At 67.6% G+C, this 17410-nt stretch carries 12 protein-coding genes and 1 other annotated feature; of the genes, 6 read left to right on the top strand and 6 right to left on the bottom strand.

Going from position 1 to position 17410, the window contains the following annotated elements:
* Positions 1 to 36: 36 nt before the first annotated feature.
* Positions 37 to 89 (bottom strand) — a sequence feature (sul1 is cis-regulatory element that is thought to sense ions involved in sulfur or methionine metabolism; They are found in Alphaproteobacteria).
* 126 nt (positions 90 to 215) lie between these two features.
* Complete coding sequence (gene pdeM, locus SI859A1_RS03585; RefSeq protein WP_040325168.1) at positions 216 to 935, top strand: ligase-associated DNA damage response endonuclease PdeM; 720 nt, start codon at positions 216 to 218, stop codon at positions 933 to 935.
* Positions 936 to 939: 4 nt separating this feature from the next.
* Here pdeM and SI859A1_RS03580 read toward each other — a convergent pair whose 3' ends face one another.
* The 4 genes from SI859A1_RS03580 to SI859A1_RS03565 form a co-directional block, all read right to left on the bottom strand.
* Entirely contained in the window at positions 940 to 1434 is a 495-nt protein-coding gene (locus tag SI859A1_RS03580) for a DUF3429 domain-containing protein (RefSeq protein WP_050767423.1), read from the bottom strand.
* 51 nt (positions 1435 to 1485) lie between these two features.
* Positions 1486 to 2322, bottom strand: coding sequence for a TIGR02186 family protein (locus tag SI859A1_RS03575; protein WP_161600105.1), 837 nt, complete (start codon positions 2320 to 2322; stop codon positions 1486 to 1488).
* Between the two features lie 53 nt (positions 2323 to 2375).
* The gene (locus tag SI859A1_RS03570; protein WP_009208491.1) at positions 2376 to 3302 is read right to left on the bottom strand and encodes a sulfite exporter TauE/SafE family protein; all 927 of its coding nucleotides are present in this window, start codon (positions 3300 to 3302) and stop codon (positions 2376 to 2378) included.
* A gap of 118 nt (positions 3303 to 3420) precedes the next feature.
* A complete protein-coding gene (locus SI859A1_RS03565) occupies positions 3421 to 7266 on the bottom strand; it encodes a peptidoglycan-binding protein (RefSeq protein WP_040325167.1) in 3846 nt (1281 codons plus the stop codon).
* A 289-nt stretch (positions 7267 to 7555) separates the two neighbouring features.
* On the opposite strand from SI859A1_RS03565, the gene SI859A1_RS03560 reads away from it, so the two are divergent.
* The 3 genes from SI859A1_RS03560 (at position 7556) to SI859A1_RS03550 (ending at position 11500) form a co-directional block, all read left to right on the top strand.
* A complete protein-coding gene (locus SI859A1_RS03560; protein ID WP_040325166.1) occupies positions 7556 to 8026 on the top strand; it encodes a MerR family transcriptional regulator in 471 nt (156 codons plus the stop codon).
* A gap of 258 nt (positions 8027 to 8284) precedes the next feature.
* Complete coding sequence (locus SI859A1_RS03555) at positions 8285 to 10081, top strand: acyl-CoA dehydrogenase C-terminal domain-containing protein (RefSeq protein WP_040325165.1); 1797 nt, start codon at positions 8285 to 8287, stop codon at positions 10079 to 10081.
* 210 nt (positions 10082 to 10291) lie between these two features.
* Entirely contained in the window at positions 10292 to 11500 is a 1209-nt protein-coding gene (locus SI859A1_RS03550; protein WP_009208487.1) for an acetyl-CoA C-acetyltransferase, read from the top strand.
* A gap of 24 nt (positions 11501 to 11524) precedes the next feature.
* Here the strand turns inward: SI859A1_RS03550 and SI859A1_RS03545 are convergent, their stop codons facing one another.
* Positions 11525 to 12304, bottom strand: coding sequence for an EAL domain-containing protein (locus SI859A1_RS03545; protein WP_009208486.1), 780 nt, complete (start codon positions 12302 to 12304; stop codon positions 11525 to 11527).
* Positions 12305 to 12454: 150 nt separating this feature from the next.
* Here SI859A1_RS03545 and SI859A1_RS03540 point away from each other — a divergent pair, with 150 nt between their 5' ends.
* A complete protein-coding gene (locus SI859A1_RS03540) occupies positions 12455 to 14662 on the top strand; it encodes an FAD-dependent oxidoreductase (RefSeq protein ID WP_040325164.1) in 2208 nt (735 codons plus the stop codon).
* A 260-nt stretch (positions 14663 to 14922) separates the two neighbouring features.
* Complete coding sequence (locus tag SI859A1_RS03535) at positions 14923 to 15918, top strand: SH3 domain-containing protein (protein ID WP_040325163.1); 996 nt, start codon at positions 14923 to 14925, stop codon at positions 15916 to 15918.
* A 59-nt stretch (positions 15919 to 15977) separates the two neighbouring features.
* Here the strand turns inward: SI859A1_RS03535 and SI859A1_RS03530 are convergent, their stop codons facing one another.
* Positions 15978 to 17357, bottom strand: coding sequence for an L-serine ammonia-lyase (locus SI859A1_RS03530; RefSeq protein WP_009208484.1), 1380 nt, complete (start codon positions 17355 to 17357; stop codon positions 15978 to 15980).
* Positions 17358 to 17410: the final 53 nt, after the last annotated feature.

Raw genomic sequence — 17410 nt, 5'->3', positions numbered from 1 at the left:
GGCGGTGCCGGCCATGCGCGATCTGGCACGAGATGTGATTGGCCGAGGGATAGGCGCCCGGCATAGCCACCTGCCAAGGCAGGTCCATGTTGCGGCGCAAACATCGCCGATCGCGGCGGGCAAATCAACCCGCGACAAAATCCGCCTTGCCTTTGCCGGAATGCTCGGCTCGATAGAACGAAACGCGAATCAAACAGCAAAACGGGACCTTGCGGATGAATGCGCTGGCGCGGCGGCTGCGGCAGACGGAGTGCGACGGCGTGGAGATGTCCCTCGCCGGCGCCCGGATCGTGTGCGATCCGTCCGGCGTCCTCTATGCCCCGGACGAACGCCTGCTGATCGTCTCCGACCTGCATCTGGAGAAGGGCGCCGCCTTTGCCCGGCGCGGCATGATGCTGCCGCCCTACGATACCGCCGCGACCCTGACGCTGCTGGAGGCGGCCCTGACGCGCTACGCCCCGCAGCGGGTCATCAGCCTCGGCGATTCCTTCCACGACCGGACCGGCGCGGCGCTGATGCCGGAGGCCTCCCGAGAGTCCCTGCGCCGGCTGATGGCGGGCCGCGACTGGATCTGGATTTCCGGCAATCACGACCCCGAGCCGCCAGCCTTCGTCGGGGGCGAGACGCGCGAGGAGATCGCGGTCGGACCCTGGACCTTCCGGCACGAGCCCAGCGCCGCCTATCGCGCCGGCGAGGTCGCCGGCCACCTGCATCCGGTCGCCCGCGTCGCCAATGGCGCACGCTCGACCCGCGGCGCCTGCTTTGCCAGCGACGGATCGCGGATGATCATGCCGTCCTTCGGCGTGACGACCGGCGGCCTCAACGTCCTCGACCGGGCCTTTCACGGCCTGTTCGATTTGGCGACGGCCAAGGCCTATGTGATCGGCCTGGCCCGCATCTACCCGATCGGCTTTCGCTCGCTCAGCCCCGGATAGGGCTTTAGAAGGTCGAGGCGAAGGCGACGAGCTGGCAGAGCACCACGACGATCGTCAGCACCAGCCGCAGCCGGCCGAACCAGTCCGGCAGCACCCGGTGGCGCGCCGCCAGCACGTCCCAGACCCCGACCAGCGCGAAGGCAATGGCGAAGCCGGCGAACATCCATGGCGTCGGGACGAACAGCAGCGCCCAGCCGATCAGCGACGCCAGCACGGACAGGACGAGGATGTAGCGCTGGCCCTCGTCGCGCCACAGCGCCGCGCCCCAGCGGATGCCGCCGAGAAAGGCGAGGATCGTCGCCGAATAGCCCGACAGCGCGAGGACCAGCTGCGGATAGGCGATGAAGGCGCGGCCCGCATAGGCGAGCGCCGCGGTCATCGCCACGAAGGGGATCAGCCCCGCCAGACCGAGGATCCACGCGGTCTTGTGGGTGATGTCCGTTGCCGCCAGCGCCGCGTCGGGGGTCGGCGCGTCGCCGTGTCGATCGATATCCGTCATGCCGATCCAACTAGGTCAGGAAGGTGAAAAGCGTAAAGCGCTGGCCGGGTGTCAGTCGCGCTTGAACACGACGCGGCCGAACCAGCCCATGAAGATCGCCAGCGCGACGGCGAACAGCCCGTAGAGAAACGCATAATTGCGGGCGAAATCGTCGACCACGGCCTCGAAGCCGGTCTTGATGACCAGCAGCGGCTCGCTGCTCTGGCGGATGAAGACGCCGTTGCGAAACAGGAAGGCACGGACCGTGTGGTTGCCCACCGGCAGATCGGCCGGCAATTGCAGATCGGCCCGGAACAGCGTCGCGCTGACGAATTCGACGCTGCCGATCGTCTGGTTGTAGAGGCCGCGCTCGCGCCGGATCCGGCGCAGCGCGGTCGCATATTCGTCGCGGTTGGGCACCAGCGCCGGCGCATCGTCGGTCGGCGCCGAGATCACCAGGCTTTCCGGCTCCGGAAACACGTGCGAGCGCCCGCCCTCGCTGGTGCTCAGCCGCAGATCGTCGATGCCCATGGAAAGGCTGACCCGGAAGCTCTCGCGGGTGATGTCGCTGAGCGGGCGCGTCGAGGCCAACGCGTAGGAGGCCGGCGCGATGTCGAAGGTCTCCGATCCGCGATTGATCCACAGGCCGAGCGTGCGTTCCTTCTTGCGCACCACCACCGGCTGGCGCGGGCCGACCAGCGAGACGACGATGTCGTAGCGCTGCTGGCGCAGGATGCGGGCATCGGCATTGTCGAGCGCACCGAAGATGACCAGCCGGGTTCCGGAAAAGTCGGAAGTGATGCCGATGCGGTCGGTGGAGAGTCCGATCTCGAAGGTTTCCAGCGCCTGCCCCGCCACGGGACCGGGCACGGTCACCATCAGGGCGCATGCCGCGGCGAGGCCGGTCAAGTGTCGGCCCGCAAACCGGGGGCAGCGACCGAGAAGTGAGGAGACGACCGCCCTCATCCGATCTCTCCGCTCGGCATGCTGGTGGAATAGGGCTCGGTCGGCGTCGACACCAATTCGAAGCCGAGGCGCAGGGCGACCGCCAGGACGAGCAGCGCCAGCAATGCCCGCAACTGGTCGCCGCGCAGCTTGCGGCCGGCCTCGGCCCCGAACTGCGCGCCGATCACGCCGCCGAGCATAAGGAAGAAGGCCAGCACCACATCGATCGTGTGATTGGTCGAGGCCTGCAGCACGGTGGTCACGGCCGCGGTGAAGATGATCTGGAACAGCGATGTGCCGATGACGACGTTGGTCGGCACCCGCAGGAGATAGATCAGCGCGGGCACCATGATGAAGCCGCCGCCGACCCCCATGATGCCGGCCAGCGTGCCGATCAGGAAGCCGATGGCCAGCACCGGAATGACCGAGACGAACAGCTTGGAGCGCTGGAAGCGCATCTTCAGCGGCAGGCCGTGGATCCAGTTGTGCTTGCCGGAGCGGCGGATTTCGCCCGATCCGCCGCTGGAACGCCGAAGCGACTGGATGCTCTCGACCAGCATCAGCCCACCGACGCCGCCCAGAAACACCACGTAGAGAAGCGACACGACCAGATCGAGCTGGCCGATCCGCCTGAGCAGCGTGAACAGCGCAACGCCCGCCGCCGAGCCCGCCGTGCCACCGATCAGCAGCACCGTGCCGAGCTTCAAATCGACCGTGCCGCGCTTGTAGTGGGCAAGCGCCCCGGAGAAGGACGACGCGATCACCTGGTTGGCGCCTGTGGCCACGGCCACGGCCGGGGGAATGTTGTAGAAGATCAGCAGCGGGGTGATCAGAAAGCCGCCGCCGACCCCGAACAGGCCCGACAGGAATCCCACGGCAGCGCCCATCCCGAACAGGACGACCAGATTGACCGAAAGTTCCGCGATCGGGAGATAGAGGTTCACGTGCGGTCCGGCTCAAGGGGTTGATGGAGCCAAGGAAAAGGGGGCCGAACCGTCTTGGCCCGAACCCCCTTGCCTGTCAAATCCGCGATGTTGGCGAAGCGCCCTGCAGCAGGGCGTCTCAGCCGTCCTTGCGCGCCAGCAGGGCCCGGATCAGCGTCTCGTCGATGCTGCCGTCGGCGGTCAGTCCGGCTTCCTTCTGGAAGGCCTTGATGGCGGCCGTGGTCTGCTGGCCGACGACGCCGTCCGGCGCCCCGGGCTCATAGCCGAGCTTGATCAGGATGGCCTGGATGTTGCGGATCGCCCGCTTCATGTCGATGGCCGAGGTCTGCATCGGTGCGGTGTTCTCTGCCCAGTCGGCCGGAACGTCCACGGTGTTCACCGCCTCGTCGCGCGGCTTCGGCGTGAAGCCCGCCACTTTCTCCTCCGCCGACTTCAGCCGTTCCGGCGTGAGCGACTTGGCGACCTCGTCGCGCTTGCGACCGGCATCCTCGTCGCCAGCCGTGGCGACGATCGAGAACCATTTGAAGGATTCCGTCAGGTCCTGATCGACGCCGGCACCGCGGGCATAAAGAATGCCGAGATTGTACTGGCTGTCGGTCATGCCGTATTCGGCGGCCTTTTCGAACCATTGCGCCGCCAGCTTCGGCTCCGACTTGCCGTCGACGCCGGTGGCGAACAACACCGCCAGATTGTGCATGGCGCGCACGTTCCCCTGTTCGGCGGCCTTCAGATACCAGTCGCGCGCCGCGATCGTGTCGCGCTCGACCCCGTTGCCCTTCTCGTAGAGCGTGCCGAGGCTGTACTGGGCCGGCGCGAAACCGCGCTCGGCGGAGCTGGCGAACCATTCCGCCGCGACCGCCGGCTTCGGCTCCGAGTCGCGCCCTTCCATCAGCCGCAGGCCAATCTCGAAGATCGCCTTGGGGTCGCCGGCTTCGGCCGCATCGGTCAGGGCCGCATTGCCGATACCGTCCGGGATCGGCGGAACCGGGCCGACCGAGCTCATGGCCGCAGCGGCGCCGGCATTGGCGACGTCGGCGCCACTGGTCGGCGTGAAGCCGGCAGCGCCCGGTGCGCCCGACAGGGAACGGCTGATCAGCGTGTCGGCGGCCTTGGCCGGCGTCGCCGTCGCAACCTCGTCGTCGATCGCACGCGGTCCGGCGGGCGTCGGCGACAGCGCCGCGGGCGACATCAGGGCATCGCTGCCGTCGGCGCCCGCTTCGGCAGTGCGCGTGTCGTCCGACCCGGCGGTCGCGGGTGCGGTGCCATCGGTCCTGTCGGCAGCGGCAGGCGCGGCCGCCTCGGGGGTGCTGCCCGCGACGAGCGGTGTCGTGGTCGCCTGTTCGGCGAGAATCCCGGGCTGGCTGGTGCCGGCGACCAGTTCGTCGCCATCGGAGGGCGCGTTGAGCGCCTGGCCGAGCGGCAGCGCCATCAGGGCCAGGAGCACCGCGCCGATCGCCATCAGGATCGGCTTGCGGCGGCGCGCGATGAAATCAGTGACGCCCCCGCCACGCTCGTCGCCGTCGTCGCCGGCCTCGCCGGAGCGCAGGCCCTCGGCTTCGGAGGCGGCGGCCATGGCGGCGCGCCGTGCGGCGGCGATGAAGTCGGCGCGGCCGCCCTCGTCAGCCTCGCCGGTCTGGCCAGCCTGCTGGGCCCTCACCCGCTGCAGCAGCGCGGCGATGTCCGGCGTGCCGGAGCCGATGGCGAGCGGCCGGTTGGCCTCGTCGGATTCGAAGATGTCGGCAGCGTCCAGCGACGGGGCCTCGACCGGCGGCACCGGGCCCGACGACGCGTCATGGTTCCCCGGGAACTCGGCGACCATGACTTCCGGGTCGTCTGCCTGCCGTGCCCTGTCGGCACGCCCGGTGACGGCATCGGCGTCGACCGCCGCCTTGCCGGCGCCGAGCTTGCGCCCGAGAAGCCCGCGCAGGCCACGCGGCGCCTGCGGTTCGGCGGCAGCGGCGACCTTCGGCTCGGCCTGGACGAAGCGCGCCTCGCCGACAGCGGCGCCCGCGCCGTCCTCGCCGCGATCCCTGCGCTGCATCTCGTTGTCGATGGTGTCGATCCGCTCGACCAGCCGGATCAGCGTCGCATGGACCGTCTTGTAGAATTCCTGCGACTGCTCGCCGGTCTGCCGGGACAGGGCTTCCAGCGACCGCAGGTCTTCGGACAGCTGCGCCACGTGCTGGCCCTGGCGAAGATCGCCGGATTCCATCATCTGCCGGATCGCCTCGTCGGCGGCGGCCCGGGCGGAGACGACGATGGCGTCGCGGTTCTCGTCCAGCCGACGCTCGATGTCGGCAAGGCGCTCGTCGAGTTCCGGATCGACCATGGCGCCGGACATGCCGCCTTCGCCGATCTGGTCCGACAGGCGGGCGATTTGCGCGCCCAACGAACGCACCATGTCGTCGTTGACACGCGAGGCGGAGGTGGTCTCGATCTGCTCGGCCAGCGTCTGCAGCCGGTTCTCGATGGCGACCGCTTCGAGGGACGAATCCTCGCTGGCATTGAGGAGATGTTCCAGCCGCGTCGAGAAGCGCTCGATCCGTTCTGCCAGATCGGCGGCGGCGGTTCCGTCGGCCAGCGATTCGATCCGATCGGACAATTCGCCGATGCGGCCGGACAGCACCTGCGTATCGCCCTCTTCGGCGAGGTGGTCGACGCGGGCGGTCAGGCTCTGCAGCCGGGCCTCGATCCGCTCGACCGGGCTCATGTCGATCGCCGGCGCCCGGCTTGCCGCCGCGACGATGGCGCGGGAAATCTCGTCGAGGCGCTCCTCGAGTTGGGCGAAATGGTCGAGTTCGAATTCGTCCTGCTGCTGCTTGGCGATCGCCTCGATGCCGACCGCGAGCGCATGCACCCGCTGCTCAAGCGGGGCAATGGCCAGCGTCTCGGGCAGCTTGGCAAGCGCGGCCTCGAGCTGCTCCATGCGGCCCGACATCGCCTCGATCTTGCCTTCGATCTCGCGCGAGGCGAACTTGTCCTCGAGCGCGTCCCAGCGTTCCTCGACGGCCCGCATCGACTTTTCGGACGCCAGCGTCTCCAGCTTGCCGCGCAGACCGTTGATCTCGGTCTTGAGCATGTCGGAAATGCCGCCCTCGGCAAATTCCTGGAACACCGCCGTGTGGCGCGCCTCGAACTCGTCCAGCCGGCGCTCGACCGACTTGACGTGATCCTCGCTGGCGAGCGACCCGAGCGAGACGCGGATGCGCTCCAGCTCGTCCTTCAGGTCGCGGCGGGCCCGGGTGTCCTCTTCGGCCCGGTCGTTGAATTCGGTGCCGACGGCGTCCCAGCGCCGGCCGAGATCCTTGACGGTCTCCTCGCGGGCCATCTCGCCGACGAGCGAGCGCATGGCTTCCAGCTCCTTGCGCAGCGACTGCACGGCCTGGCGATCGGCGCCGCCATCGGCCATCCGCGACAGCCCGTCGTCGACCCGGGCGATCTCGGCGTCGATCGTCTCGGCGCTGGCGCGGTCCGCGATCATGGTGCGCAGGTCATCGAAGGCGTGCCGCATGTCGTCGAATCGCGACTTCAGGCTGCGGTCCATGTCGTCGCGCAGTTCGGTGCGCAGGCGCTCGAGGTCGCGGGAGAGGTCGGAGCCCGTTGCCGCATCGCGGGTCTGGCGGCGGGGGGCCGGAACGGCCGCCGCCGCACCGTCACGCACGTCGCCATTTTCGCGGTCGAGCATCTGCTGGCGCATGACGATCTGCGACACCGCTTCGGACAGCGTCGGCCGGTTCGGCCGCTGGGCGTCAGCGGGTTTGGCGACGGATTTCAGGCGGGTTGCGGTCCGCCGAGCGGCCGCGGGCTCCGGCGCGACGTCGGCAGCCGGTCGCGGCGCCGCCTTGGCGGAACTCATCTGGGTCAAGCGGAGTTCTAGTTCTTCCAGGGTACGGCTGAGCGTATCGAGGGACGAATCGTCGCGGGGCGATCCACCTTGCGCCAGTTTCGACTTCTTCTCGGCCATATCACATTCCCGATCGGCTTGAGCCTCGCTGGGCCGGCTCCGGTGCCTGCTGGTGTCTGGAGCAAATTCGTCCAACAGGGTTAATTGCGGGTTAACCCCATTACCGCTTTGTTAGTGAATAACACCGGAAGCCGACCCGAGGCTGGACCGTCAATTGACGCTACGTCTTGTAACAGCCTCAATTCACGCGTTATTCGCCGCACAATGGCCTATGTAGCCGAAACAGGATGAGTCGCCGGCCCTCGGGTACGAGCCGTTCAAACGAATGCGCAGTTACGGAATTCAAGACATGACCAATCTGAAGCTCGCCGAACGCGAAGACGACACGACGTCGATCGACATCGGCTTTCTGCTCAACCTCGACGACCAGGCAGCGACCGATAAGGAGCTGTTCAAGATCGGCGACCTGTCGAAGGAATTCGGCGTCACGCTGCGCACCCTCCGCTTCTACGAAGATCGCGGTCTTCTGGCGCCCGAGCGCCGCGGCACCACGCGCCTCTACAGCCGTCATGACCGGACCCGGCTGCGGCTGATCCTGCTGGCCAAGACGCTGGGCTTCTCGCTGACCGAAGCCAAGCAGATGATCGAGATCTATCATCAGCCCAACGGCAAGCGGAAACAGCTCGAGGTCGTGCTGGAGCGCTTCGAGGAGCAGCAGGAGATCCTGCAGGACCAGAAGCGCGAGATCGAGGATTCGATCCACGCCATGGACGTCTCGATCAACTACGTCCGCGCCCGGCTGAGCGAAGTCACCGACTAACTATCCGGCGGGCGCGTCGCACGATCCGCCCGCCACTACCCGGCCCGTCAGGCCGACGCCGCGCTTCGCGCCGGCGGCATCTGGCCTGATTCCGGCTTCGCGCACGCAGCGGATCCACTCACCCTCTCCACATCCCGTCCCGTGACATCGACATGTCACCCCCATGCGACATCATGGGGGTCCGTCGCCGTCGATCGGCCATTGACGTTTACGTCAAAGTTAGCGATAAGCCGCCGACGCTCGAGACGGAGGAATCGCATGCCGACCTACCAGGCCCCCACCGAAGACACGCTGTTCGTCCTGAACGACCTGCTCGGCTTCGACCGCTACAACAATCTTCCCGGTTTTGCGGATGCGTCGCCCGACGTCGTCGAAGCGATCCTCGGCGAGGCCGGCCGCATCGCCAGCGAAGTGCTGCAACCGCTGAACCGGGTTGGCGACATCGAGGGCTGCACCCGCGCCTCCGACGGCTCGGTGACGACGCCGGAGGGCTTCAAGGCCGCCTACGACACCTTCCGCGAGGGCGGCTGGGGCAGCCTGCCCTTCGACCCCGAATATGGCGGCCAGGGTCTGCCGCACACGCTGGCCACCGCCGTGTCGGAATACATGTCCTCGGCCAACATGGCCTTCGCCATGTATCCGGGCCTGACCGCTGGCGCGATCGCCGCGATCTCGGTTCATGGCTCGAACGAGCAGAAGCAGACCTACCTGCCGAAGATGATCGATGGCTCGTGGACCGGCACCATGAACCTGACGGAGCCGCATTGCGGCACCGATCTCGGCCTCCTCCGCACCAAGGCGGTGCCGCAGGATGACGGCAGCTACCGCATCTCCGGCCAGAAGATCTTCATCTCCGCCGGTGAACACGACATGGCCGACAACATCGTCCACCTGGTCCTCGCCCGCATCGAGGGCGCGCCGGAGGGCGTGAAGGGCATCTCGCTCTTCATCGTGCCGAAATTCGTCCTCGACGCCGACGGCAATCCGGGCGAGCGCAACGGCGTCGTCTGCGGCTCGCTCGAAGAGAAGATGGGCATCCACGGCAACGCCACCTGCGTCATGAACTACGATGACGCGACCGGCTACCTCATCGGCGAGGCCGACAAGGGCCTGCGCGCCATGTTCACGATGATGAACGAGGCGCGGCTCGGCGTCGGCGTCCAGGGCCTGGCGATCTCGGAAGTCGCCTACCAGAACGCCGTCACCTATGCCCGCGAACGCATCCAGGGCCGCTCGCTTTCCGGCGCCAAAGCGCCGGAGAAGAAGGCCGATCCGATCATCGTCCATCCGGACATCCGCCGCATCCTGATGACCATCCGGTCGATCAACGAGGCCGGTCGGGCGCTGGTCCTGTGGACCGCGCTGAAGGGTGACCTGTCGCATCGCGCCGACGAGGAGAAGGACCGGCAGGCCGCCGACGACTGGATGGGCCTGATGACCCCGGTCATCAAGGGTGTCCTCACCGACAAGGGCTTCGACAACGCGGTGATGGCCCAGCAGGTCTATGGCGGCCACGGCTATATCGGCGAATGGGGCATGGAGCAGTTCGTCCGCGACGCCCGCATCGCCCAGATCTACGAGGGCGCCAACGGCATCCAGGCGCTCGACCTCGTCGGCCGCAAGCTCGGCCTCAACGGTGGCCGGGCGGTGCAGTCCTTCTTCGCCGAGGTTGGGCAATTCTGTGAGGAAAACCGCGCCGACGAGGCTATGGCCCCGCTCACCAAGGCGCTGAAAAAGGGCCTGAACGACCTGCAGCAGGCCACCATGTGGCTGATGCAGAACGCCATGGCCAAGCCCGACAACGCCGGCGCCGCCTCGACCGACTACATGCACCTCTTCGGCCTCGTCGCCATGGGTTACATGTGGGGCCGCATGGCCAAGGTCGCGCAGGAGAAGATCGCCGCCGGCGCCAATGGCCGCTCGGAGTTCATGGAGAAGAAGCTCCTGACCGCGCGCTTCTACATGGAGCGGGTGATGCCGGAGAGCGCCGCCCATCTGGCGCGCATCTCCACCGGCGCAGACTCGATGATGGCGATGGACGCCGACGCCTTCTAGGCGGCGACCGCCCGGGAGGGCGTCCGGCAGCGGCGGCCATTGCCTTGGCGCTGCCGGGTGGCCATGTCGGAGGCGACCGGACACTGCACCCGTCGCGCCCTGGCGACGGGCCGACCCGGCCACGCACGGCCGGGTTCATGAGGAATTCATCGCGGCATACGGCGCGCCGCCCGCAGGCGGCCTGGGCGCGCGGAACACGGAGGAACATCAATGACCGAAGCCTATATCTACGATCACGTCCGCACGCCCCGCGGCCGCGGCAAGAAGGACGGCGCGCTGCATGAGGTGCCTGCCGTGCGCCTCGGCGCCAAGGTGCTGGAAGCCCTGCGCGACCGCAACGGCATCGACACCCGCACCGTCGACGACATCATCTTCGGCTGCGTCGATCCGGTCGGCGAAGCCGGCTCGGTGATCCCGCGCGCCAGCGCCTTCGAGGCCGGCTACGACTTCGCCGCCCCGGGTATGCAGATCTCGCGCTTCTGCGCCTCTGGTCTTGATGCCGTGAATCTCGGCGCCGCCAAGATCGCCCAGGGCGCCGAGGACATCGTCATCGCCGGCGGCGTGGAATCCATGTCGCGGGTCGGCATGGGCATGTCCGGCGGCGCCTGGATCATGGATCCGTCCGTGGGCATTCCGTCCTATTTCATGCCGCAGGGCGTCTCGGCCGATCTGATCGCCACCAAATACGGCTTCTCGCGCGACGACGTCGACGCCTATGCCGTCGAGAGCCAGAAGCGCGCCGGCAAGGCCTGGGAAGAGGGCCGCTTCGCCAGGTCCGTTGTCCCGGTCAAGGACCAGAACGGCCTGACCATCCTCGACCGTGACGAGCACATGCGCCCGTCCACCGACATGCAGTCGCTCGGCAGCCTCAACGCCTCCTTCGCCATGCATGGCGAAATGGGCGGCTACGACGCCGTCGGCATCCAGGCCCATCCCGAGATCGAGGCGGTCAACCACGTCCATCACGCCGGCAATTCCTCCGGCATCGTCGATGGCGCCGGCGCCGTCCTGCTCGGCTCCAAGGCTGGCGGCGAGGCCCTCGGCGTCAAGCCGCGCGCCCGCATCAAGGCCTTCGCCAATGTCGGCTCCGATCCGGCGCTGATGCTGACCGGCCCGGTCGACGTGACGGAAAAGCTCCTGAAGCGCGCCGGCATGACCATCGGCGATATCGACCTGTTCGAGCTGAACGAGGCCTTCGCGGCCGTCGTCCTGCGCTACATGCAGGCCTTCGACATCGACCACGACAAGATCAACGTGAATGGCGGCGCCATCGCCATGGGCCACCCGCTCGGCGCCACCGGCGCGATGATCTTCGGCACGGTGCTCGACGAGTTGGAGCGTCAGGGCAAGCAGACCGCGCTGGTCACCCTGTGCATTGGTGCCGGCATGGGCACCGCCACGATCATCGAGCGGGTCTGAGGCCACATGCTGCCGGGGCTGGGGTCAGGCGACGTGCTGGACACCGATCTCATGCGGATGCACCAGGAGCGCCGGCAGCGTCTCGAAGGCCGGCTTGGCGAAGTAGTAGCCCTGGAACAGGGTGACGCCCGCCGCCTTCAGCGCCGCGAACTCGGCCGCCGTCTCGACGCCCTCGGCCAGCACCGTGATGTCGAGTTCGCGGGCGACGAACAGGGTCGCGGCGAGGATCGCCTGGCGGGCGCGACTGGTGTCGATGCCGCGCACGAGATGCATGTCGATCTTGATCAGGTCGGGCTGGAAGTCCGCGAGGAGCCCCAGGCCGGCATAGCCGGCGCCGAAATCGTCGAGGGCGGTGATGAAGCCCATCTTGCGGTACTCGGCGATGATGTTCTGCAGATGCGCGACATCGGTCATCTGCTCGCTCTCGGTGAACTCGAACATGATCGAGGTCAGCGGAAAGCTGCTCTTGCGGGCGGCCGCAAGGGTCGCGCGCAGGCAGGCGGACGGCTCGTAGACGGCGTTGGGCAGGAAGTTGATCGACAGATGCGGCAGTTCCCCGGCGGGGAACAGCTGCGACGCCAGCGAGATCGCCTTCACCCGGCAGGCCTGGTCGAAGCGGTATTTCTGGTCGGCCGAGACCTGCGACAGGATGCTGTAGGCGCCCTCCCCGTTGAGGCCCCGCACCAGGGCTTCGTAGCCCCAGACTCGCTCCGACGCGATGTCGAGGATGGGCTGGAAAGCCATGGAGAACTGGAAGTCCAGCGGGCGGGAAGTCTGGCAGCCGGGGCAGGCGGTGTCGGACATGGGCAGCAACTCGTCGGTGCGTATGAAGGCCCGTATTGTAAGGGTCGAGTGGTTTAACAACCCTGAAAGTTTCACACCCCTGCCGGTGGCAACGCCCTGGCGGGACACGGAAAATGATAGACGGCAAGCGTCCGATCTGGGAGCGAATTGATGAACAGCGAGAACTTCACCATCGAGATCGACGGCGACGGCCTGGCCCTTGTCACCTGGGACATGCCCGGTCGCTCGATGAACGTCTTCACCCAGGAGGTCATGGGTGAGTTCGACGCCATGGTCGACGAGATGGTCGCCGACGCGGCGGTCAAGGGTGTCGTCATCACCTCCGGCAAGACCGGCTCCTTCACTGGCGGTGCCGATCTGAAGATGCTGTCCGGCATGTTCGAGAGCTTCGAGGCGAAGAAGCGCGAGAACCATGACGAGGCAATCCGCGAGCTCTTCGACGGTGCCGGCCGCATGTCCTGGATCTGGCGCAAGCTGGAGACCTGCGGCAAGCCCTTCGTCGCGGCGATCAACGGCACCTGCATGGGCGGCGGCTTCGAGCTGGCGCTCGCCTGCCACGGCCGTGTCGCCGCCACCAGCGCCAAGATGGGCCTGCCCGAGGTCAAGGTCGGCATCTTTCCCGGCGCCGGCGGCACCCAGCGCGTGCCGCGCCTGACCGACACCCAGAGCGCCCTGCAGATGCTGCTCAAGGGCTCCACCCTGACCGCCGACAAGGCCAAGGGCATGAAGCTGATCGACGCGGTCGTGTCGCAGGACGATCTCGTCGCCACGGCCAAGGAGATGCTGAAGTCGGGCCTCTCGGCAGTGAAGCCGTGGGACCAGAAGGACTTCAAGCTGCCGTCCGGCCCGGTCTACTCGCCGCAGGGTGCACAGGTCTGGCCGGCGGTCGCCTCGCTCTACCGCAAGGAGACCAACGACAATTATCCCGGCGCCCGCGCCATCGTGAAATGCGTCTATGAGGGCCTTCTCGTCCCCATGGACACCGCGCTGACCATCGAGCAGCGCTACTTCACCGAGGTCCTGCAGACGACCGAGGCGGCGATGATGATCCGCTCGCTCTTCGTCTCCATGCAGGAGCTCAACAAGGGCGCGCGCCGGCCGAAGAACGTGCCGGCCAGCGATCTGAAGACCGTCGGTATCGTCGGCGCCGGCTTCATGGGCGCAGGCATCGCCTATGTCGCGGCACAGGGCGGCCTCGACGTCGTCCTCATCGACCGCGACCAGGAGGCCGCCGACAAGGGCAAGGCCCATTCGCGCAAGCTGATGGAAGGCCTCGTCTCCAAGGGCCGCGCCACCAAGGAGCAGGCCGAGGCCGTGCTGGCGAAGATCACTGCCACGCCGGACTACGACGCCCTGAAGAATGCCGACCTCGTCGTCGAGGCGGTCTTCGAGGACCGCGACGTGAAGGCCGAGGTGACCAGGAAGGTCGCCGCCGTCCTGCGCAAGGACGCGATCTACGCCTCCAACACCTCCACCATCCCGATCACCAGCTTGGCCGAGGCCTTCGAGGACCAGGAGCGCTTCATCGGCATCCATTTCTTCTCGCCGGTCGACCGGATGATGCTGACCGAGGTGATCCTCGGCGAGAAGACCGGCGACAAGGCCCTGGCCGTCGCGCTTGACTTCGTGCGGGCGATCAGGAAGACGCCGATCGTCGTCAACGACACCCGCGGCTTCTTCGCCAATCGCTGCGTGCTCCGCTACATGTCGGAGGCCTACGACATGCTGGTCGAGGGCGTGCCGCCGGCGATGATCGAGAATGCCGCCAAGTTCGCCGGCATGCCGGTCGGCCCGCTCGCCCTCAACGACGAGACCGCTGTCGATCTGTCACTGAAGATCATGAAGGCGACCATGCGCGACATGGGCGAGGATTCGGTCGATCCGCGCCACTTCAAGCTGGTCGAGCAGATGAACGGCGACGGCCGGCTCGGCCGTAAGGCGGGCAAGGGGTTCTACGACTATCCGGCCAAGCCCGCCAAGAAGTCGCTGTGGCCCGGCCTGAAGGACATGTTCGAGCAGCAGCCGGCCGACCAGATCGACTTCGAGGAGCTCAAGCAGCGCTTCCTCGCCACCATGGCGCTGGAAGCGGCGCGCACCATGGAGGAAGGCGTCGTCGTCGACCCGCGTGAGGCCGATGTCGGATCGATCCTCGGCTTCGGCTACGCGCCCTATACCGGCGGCACGATCAGCTACATCGACGGCATGGGCACCGAGGCCTTCGTCGCGCTCTGCGAGAAGCTGGCCGCCAAGCATGGCGAGCGCTTCGAGCCGACGCCGCTGCTGCGCGAGATGGCGAAGACCGGCGAAACCTTTTACGGGCGCTTCCCGCCGGAAGGCTCGAAGGCCGAAGCCGCCTGATCGCGCTTCCTGCGACGCCAACCTGACAAGGGGAGGACCGGAACCGGTTCTCCCCTTTTTCTTGCGCACAAGCGGCGAATGCTTTTCATTCAGTGACGAAACGGTTTGCAACGCCGAACGGCCATAATTTAAAGCTTTAAGACAAGACGAGGGACGTTCGCACCGACGCGCCAGCCATGGCGCGCGGACATTTGCGGCAGGCGCGCCCCGGAGCTGCCATCGGCGCCCGGCGCGGCACGCGGCCGACGAGGAGAAGCAGGATGACGAGGGGGCCGCGCAATCGACATCGGCCGAGCGAGGAGGCGATCCGCAGGCGCCTCGTCGAGCGTCGTTCGGATTACGATCGCCGGCAGGCCGATACCGGCTGGGTCGACCGTCTGGTCCAGGGTAGGCAGCCAAGCGGACGGCTGCCGAACCGTGGCCGGCCGCCCGGCTTCTTCACGCGCCTGCGGCGGCGGCCCGTTACCGCCTATATTCTGGCGACGATCGCCTCGGTGGCCATCGTCGCCGCGCTGATGCCGACGCTCCTGCGAACGAGCTCTTCGGCCGGCGACGCCCCTCAGGTCGCGCAGTCCACCCCAGCGACATCCGACGACGCGGCTATCGCCCGGCGCATGGCCGATGCCATGGCGCCGGTGGTTGAACGGATTGCCTCGGCCGAGACCGGCAGTCGCCTGCGTCCCGCCGTTGCCGCCATGCCCGAGACCGTCGCCCGCCCCCCTGCCATGAGCGAGGCCGCGGTGGCCGCGGCACTCAATCTGCGCCTGCCGCCCGATGCGGCCCAGCTCGTCGCAGCCGTCGAGAATCCCGATTATCTCAGCACGACCGGCAGCGTCGGCCCGATCATCGCCGACGCCGACAGCATCGAACCGCCACGCCCCGGCGCGATCGATCTCGACACCGTCGCGCCCCTCGGCCCGATCGTCCCGCAGGTCCCGACCGCGCAGACGCCGCCGTCGACCGATTCCGCCCCCCTCACCGTCGAGGAAGCCCTGCGCGGCACTGCCCCCGCGGTCCCTGTCGACAGCGCCCCGGCGCAGGAAGAGCTCGCGGCCGCACAGCCGGAGGAAGGGCCCGGCGGCATCGTCACGGCCAGCGTCAACATGCGCGCCAAGCCGGAGAACAACGCGACCATCGTCGCCGTTTTGGAAAAGGGCATGGCGGTCACCGTCATCGCCTGCACCTCCTGGTGCGAGGTTTCGGCGAATGGCCAGCGCGGCTTCGTCTTCCGCGATTTCGTCGACCAACGCGGCTGATACGCCACCCCATGCCCGGTCACGGGCATGGGGACCGCCGGTGATGCCGCCACGGCCGCTCAGCAGATGGTGACGTTGACGGCGAGCCCGCCCATTGCGGTTTCCTTGTATTTCTCGCTCATATCGTTGCCGGTCTGGCGCATCGTCTCGATGACATTGTCCAGCGAGACGAAATGCGTGCCGTCGCCCTTCAGGGCCAGGCGCGCGGCGTTGATCGCCTTCACCGCCCCCATCGTGTTGCGCTCGATGCAGGGGATCTGCACGAGCCCACCGATCGGGTCGCAGGTCAGGCCGAGATTGTGCTCCATGGCGATCTCGGCGGCGTTTTCCACCTGTCGCGGCGTCCCTCCGAGGACGGCACAGAGGCCGGCCGCCGCCATCGAGCAGGCAACGCCCACCTCGCCCTGGCAGCCCATCTCGGCCGCCGAGATCGAGGCGTTCTGCTTGTAGAGCGCGCCGATCGCCGCCGATGTCGCCATGAAGGTGACGACGCCGTCGTCCGTCGCGCCGTGCACGAAGCGCTCGTAATAGGCCAGCACCGCCGGGATGACGCCGGCTGCCCCGTTGGTCGGCGCGGTGACGACCCGGCCGCCGGCGGCGTTCTCCTCGTTCACGGCCAGCGCATAGAGATTGACCCAGTCGAGTGTCGTCAGCGGATCGCGCAGCGCCTTTTCCGGCTTTCGCAGGAGCTCGCCGTGCAGTTGCTTGGCCCGCCGCCGCACCTTCAGGCCGCCCGGCAGGATGCCGTCCATCCGGCAGCCGCGCTCGATGGAATCGAGCATCGCATCGCGAATGCCCAGAATACCGTCGCGGATCTCCGCCCGCGAGCGCCAGGTTTCCTCGTTGGCGAGCACCGCCTCGCCGATCGACAGGCCATGCGCCTCGCACAGCGCCAGAAGCTCGTCGCCGGAGCGGAATTCGTAGGGCGCGCGGGCATTGGTCAGCACCGGCGCCGCTCCGGCAGCGTCTTCCGCCGACATCACGAAGCCACCGCCGACGGAGTAATAGTCCGCCCTGTCGATCTCCCGGTCGGCCGCGTCGAAGGCGGTGAAGCGCATGCCGTTGGAATGGTGCGGCAGGCGTTCGCGTTTCAGGAAGATCAGTTCCTCGCCGTCGCGAAACGGCACGCGTTGGCCGCGGTCGAGCTGCAGCTCGCCCTTGTCGCGGATATAGGCGAACAGGTCCTCGGCATCGTCGGGGTCGAGCGTGTCGGGCTGCAGGCCGGCCAGTCCGAGCATCACCGCCTTGTCGGTGCCGTGGCCGGTGCCGGTGAGCGCCAGCGAACCGTAGAGATGCACGACGACCCGGGCAGTCTCGCCCTTCAACCCGCGATCGTCGAGCCGGTCGAGAAAGCGGCGCGCCGCCCACATCGGCCCCACCGTGTGGGACGACGACGGCCCGATCCCGATCTTGAACAGCTCGAACAGGCTGATGGACATGCGGCCTCCCCCTCAACCTCGCAAAAAGAGACTGGTTTGGCCGGCCATGCAAG

The sequence above is a fragment of the Aurantimonas manganoxydans SI85-9A1 genome (assembly GCF_000153465.1).
GTDB classification, from domain to species: Bacteria; Pseudomonadota; Alphaproteobacteria; order Rhizobiales; family Rhizobiaceae; genus Aurantimonas; species Aurantimonas manganoxydans.
This window is presented reverse-complemented; position numbering and strand designations above follow the sequence as displayed.

Excerpts from the sequence above, each read along its gene's own strand:
- SI859A1_RS03540 (WP_040325164.1), top strand. The coding sequence starts at position 12,455 with ATGAACAGCGAGAACTTCACCATCGAGATCGACGGCGACGGCCTGGCC.
- SI859A1_RS03545 (WP_009208486.1), bottom strand. The coding sequence starts at position 12,304 with ATGTCCGACACCGCCTGCCCCGGCTGCCAGACTTCCCGCCCGCTGGAC.
- pdeM (WP_040325168.1), top strand. The coding sequence starts at position 216 with ATGAATGCGCTGGCGCGGCGGCTGCGGCAGACGGAGTGCGACGGCGTG.
- SI859A1_RS03565 (WP_040325167.1), bottom strand. The coding sequence starts at position 7,266 with ATGGCCGAGAAGAAGTCGAAACTGGCGCAAGGTGGATCGCCCCGCGAC.
- SI859A1_RS03550 (WP_009208487.1), top strand. The coding sequence starts at position 10,292 with ATGACCGAAGCCTATATCTACGATCACGTCCGCACGCCCCGCGGCCGC.
- SI859A1_RS03560 (WP_040325166.1), top strand. The coding sequence starts at position 7,556 with ATGACCAATCTGAAGCTCGCCGAACGCGAAGACGACACGACGTCGATC.
- SI859A1_RS03580 (WP_050767423.1), bottom strand. The coding sequence starts at position 1,434 with ATGACGGATATCGATCGACACGGCGACGCGCCGACCCCCGACGCGGCG.
- SI859A1_RS03555 (WP_040325165.1), top strand. The coding sequence starts at position 8,285 with ATGCCGACCTACCAGGCCCCCACCGAAGACACGCTGTTCGTCCTGAAC.
- SI859A1_RS03530 (WP_009208484.1), bottom strand. The coding sequence starts at position 17,357 with ATGTCCATCAGCCTGTTCGAGCTGTTCAAGATCGGGATCGGGCCGTCG.
- SI859A1_RS03535 (WP_040325163.1), top strand. The coding sequence starts at position 14,923 with ATGACGAGGGGGCCGCGCAATCGACATCGGCCGAGCGAGGAGGCGATC.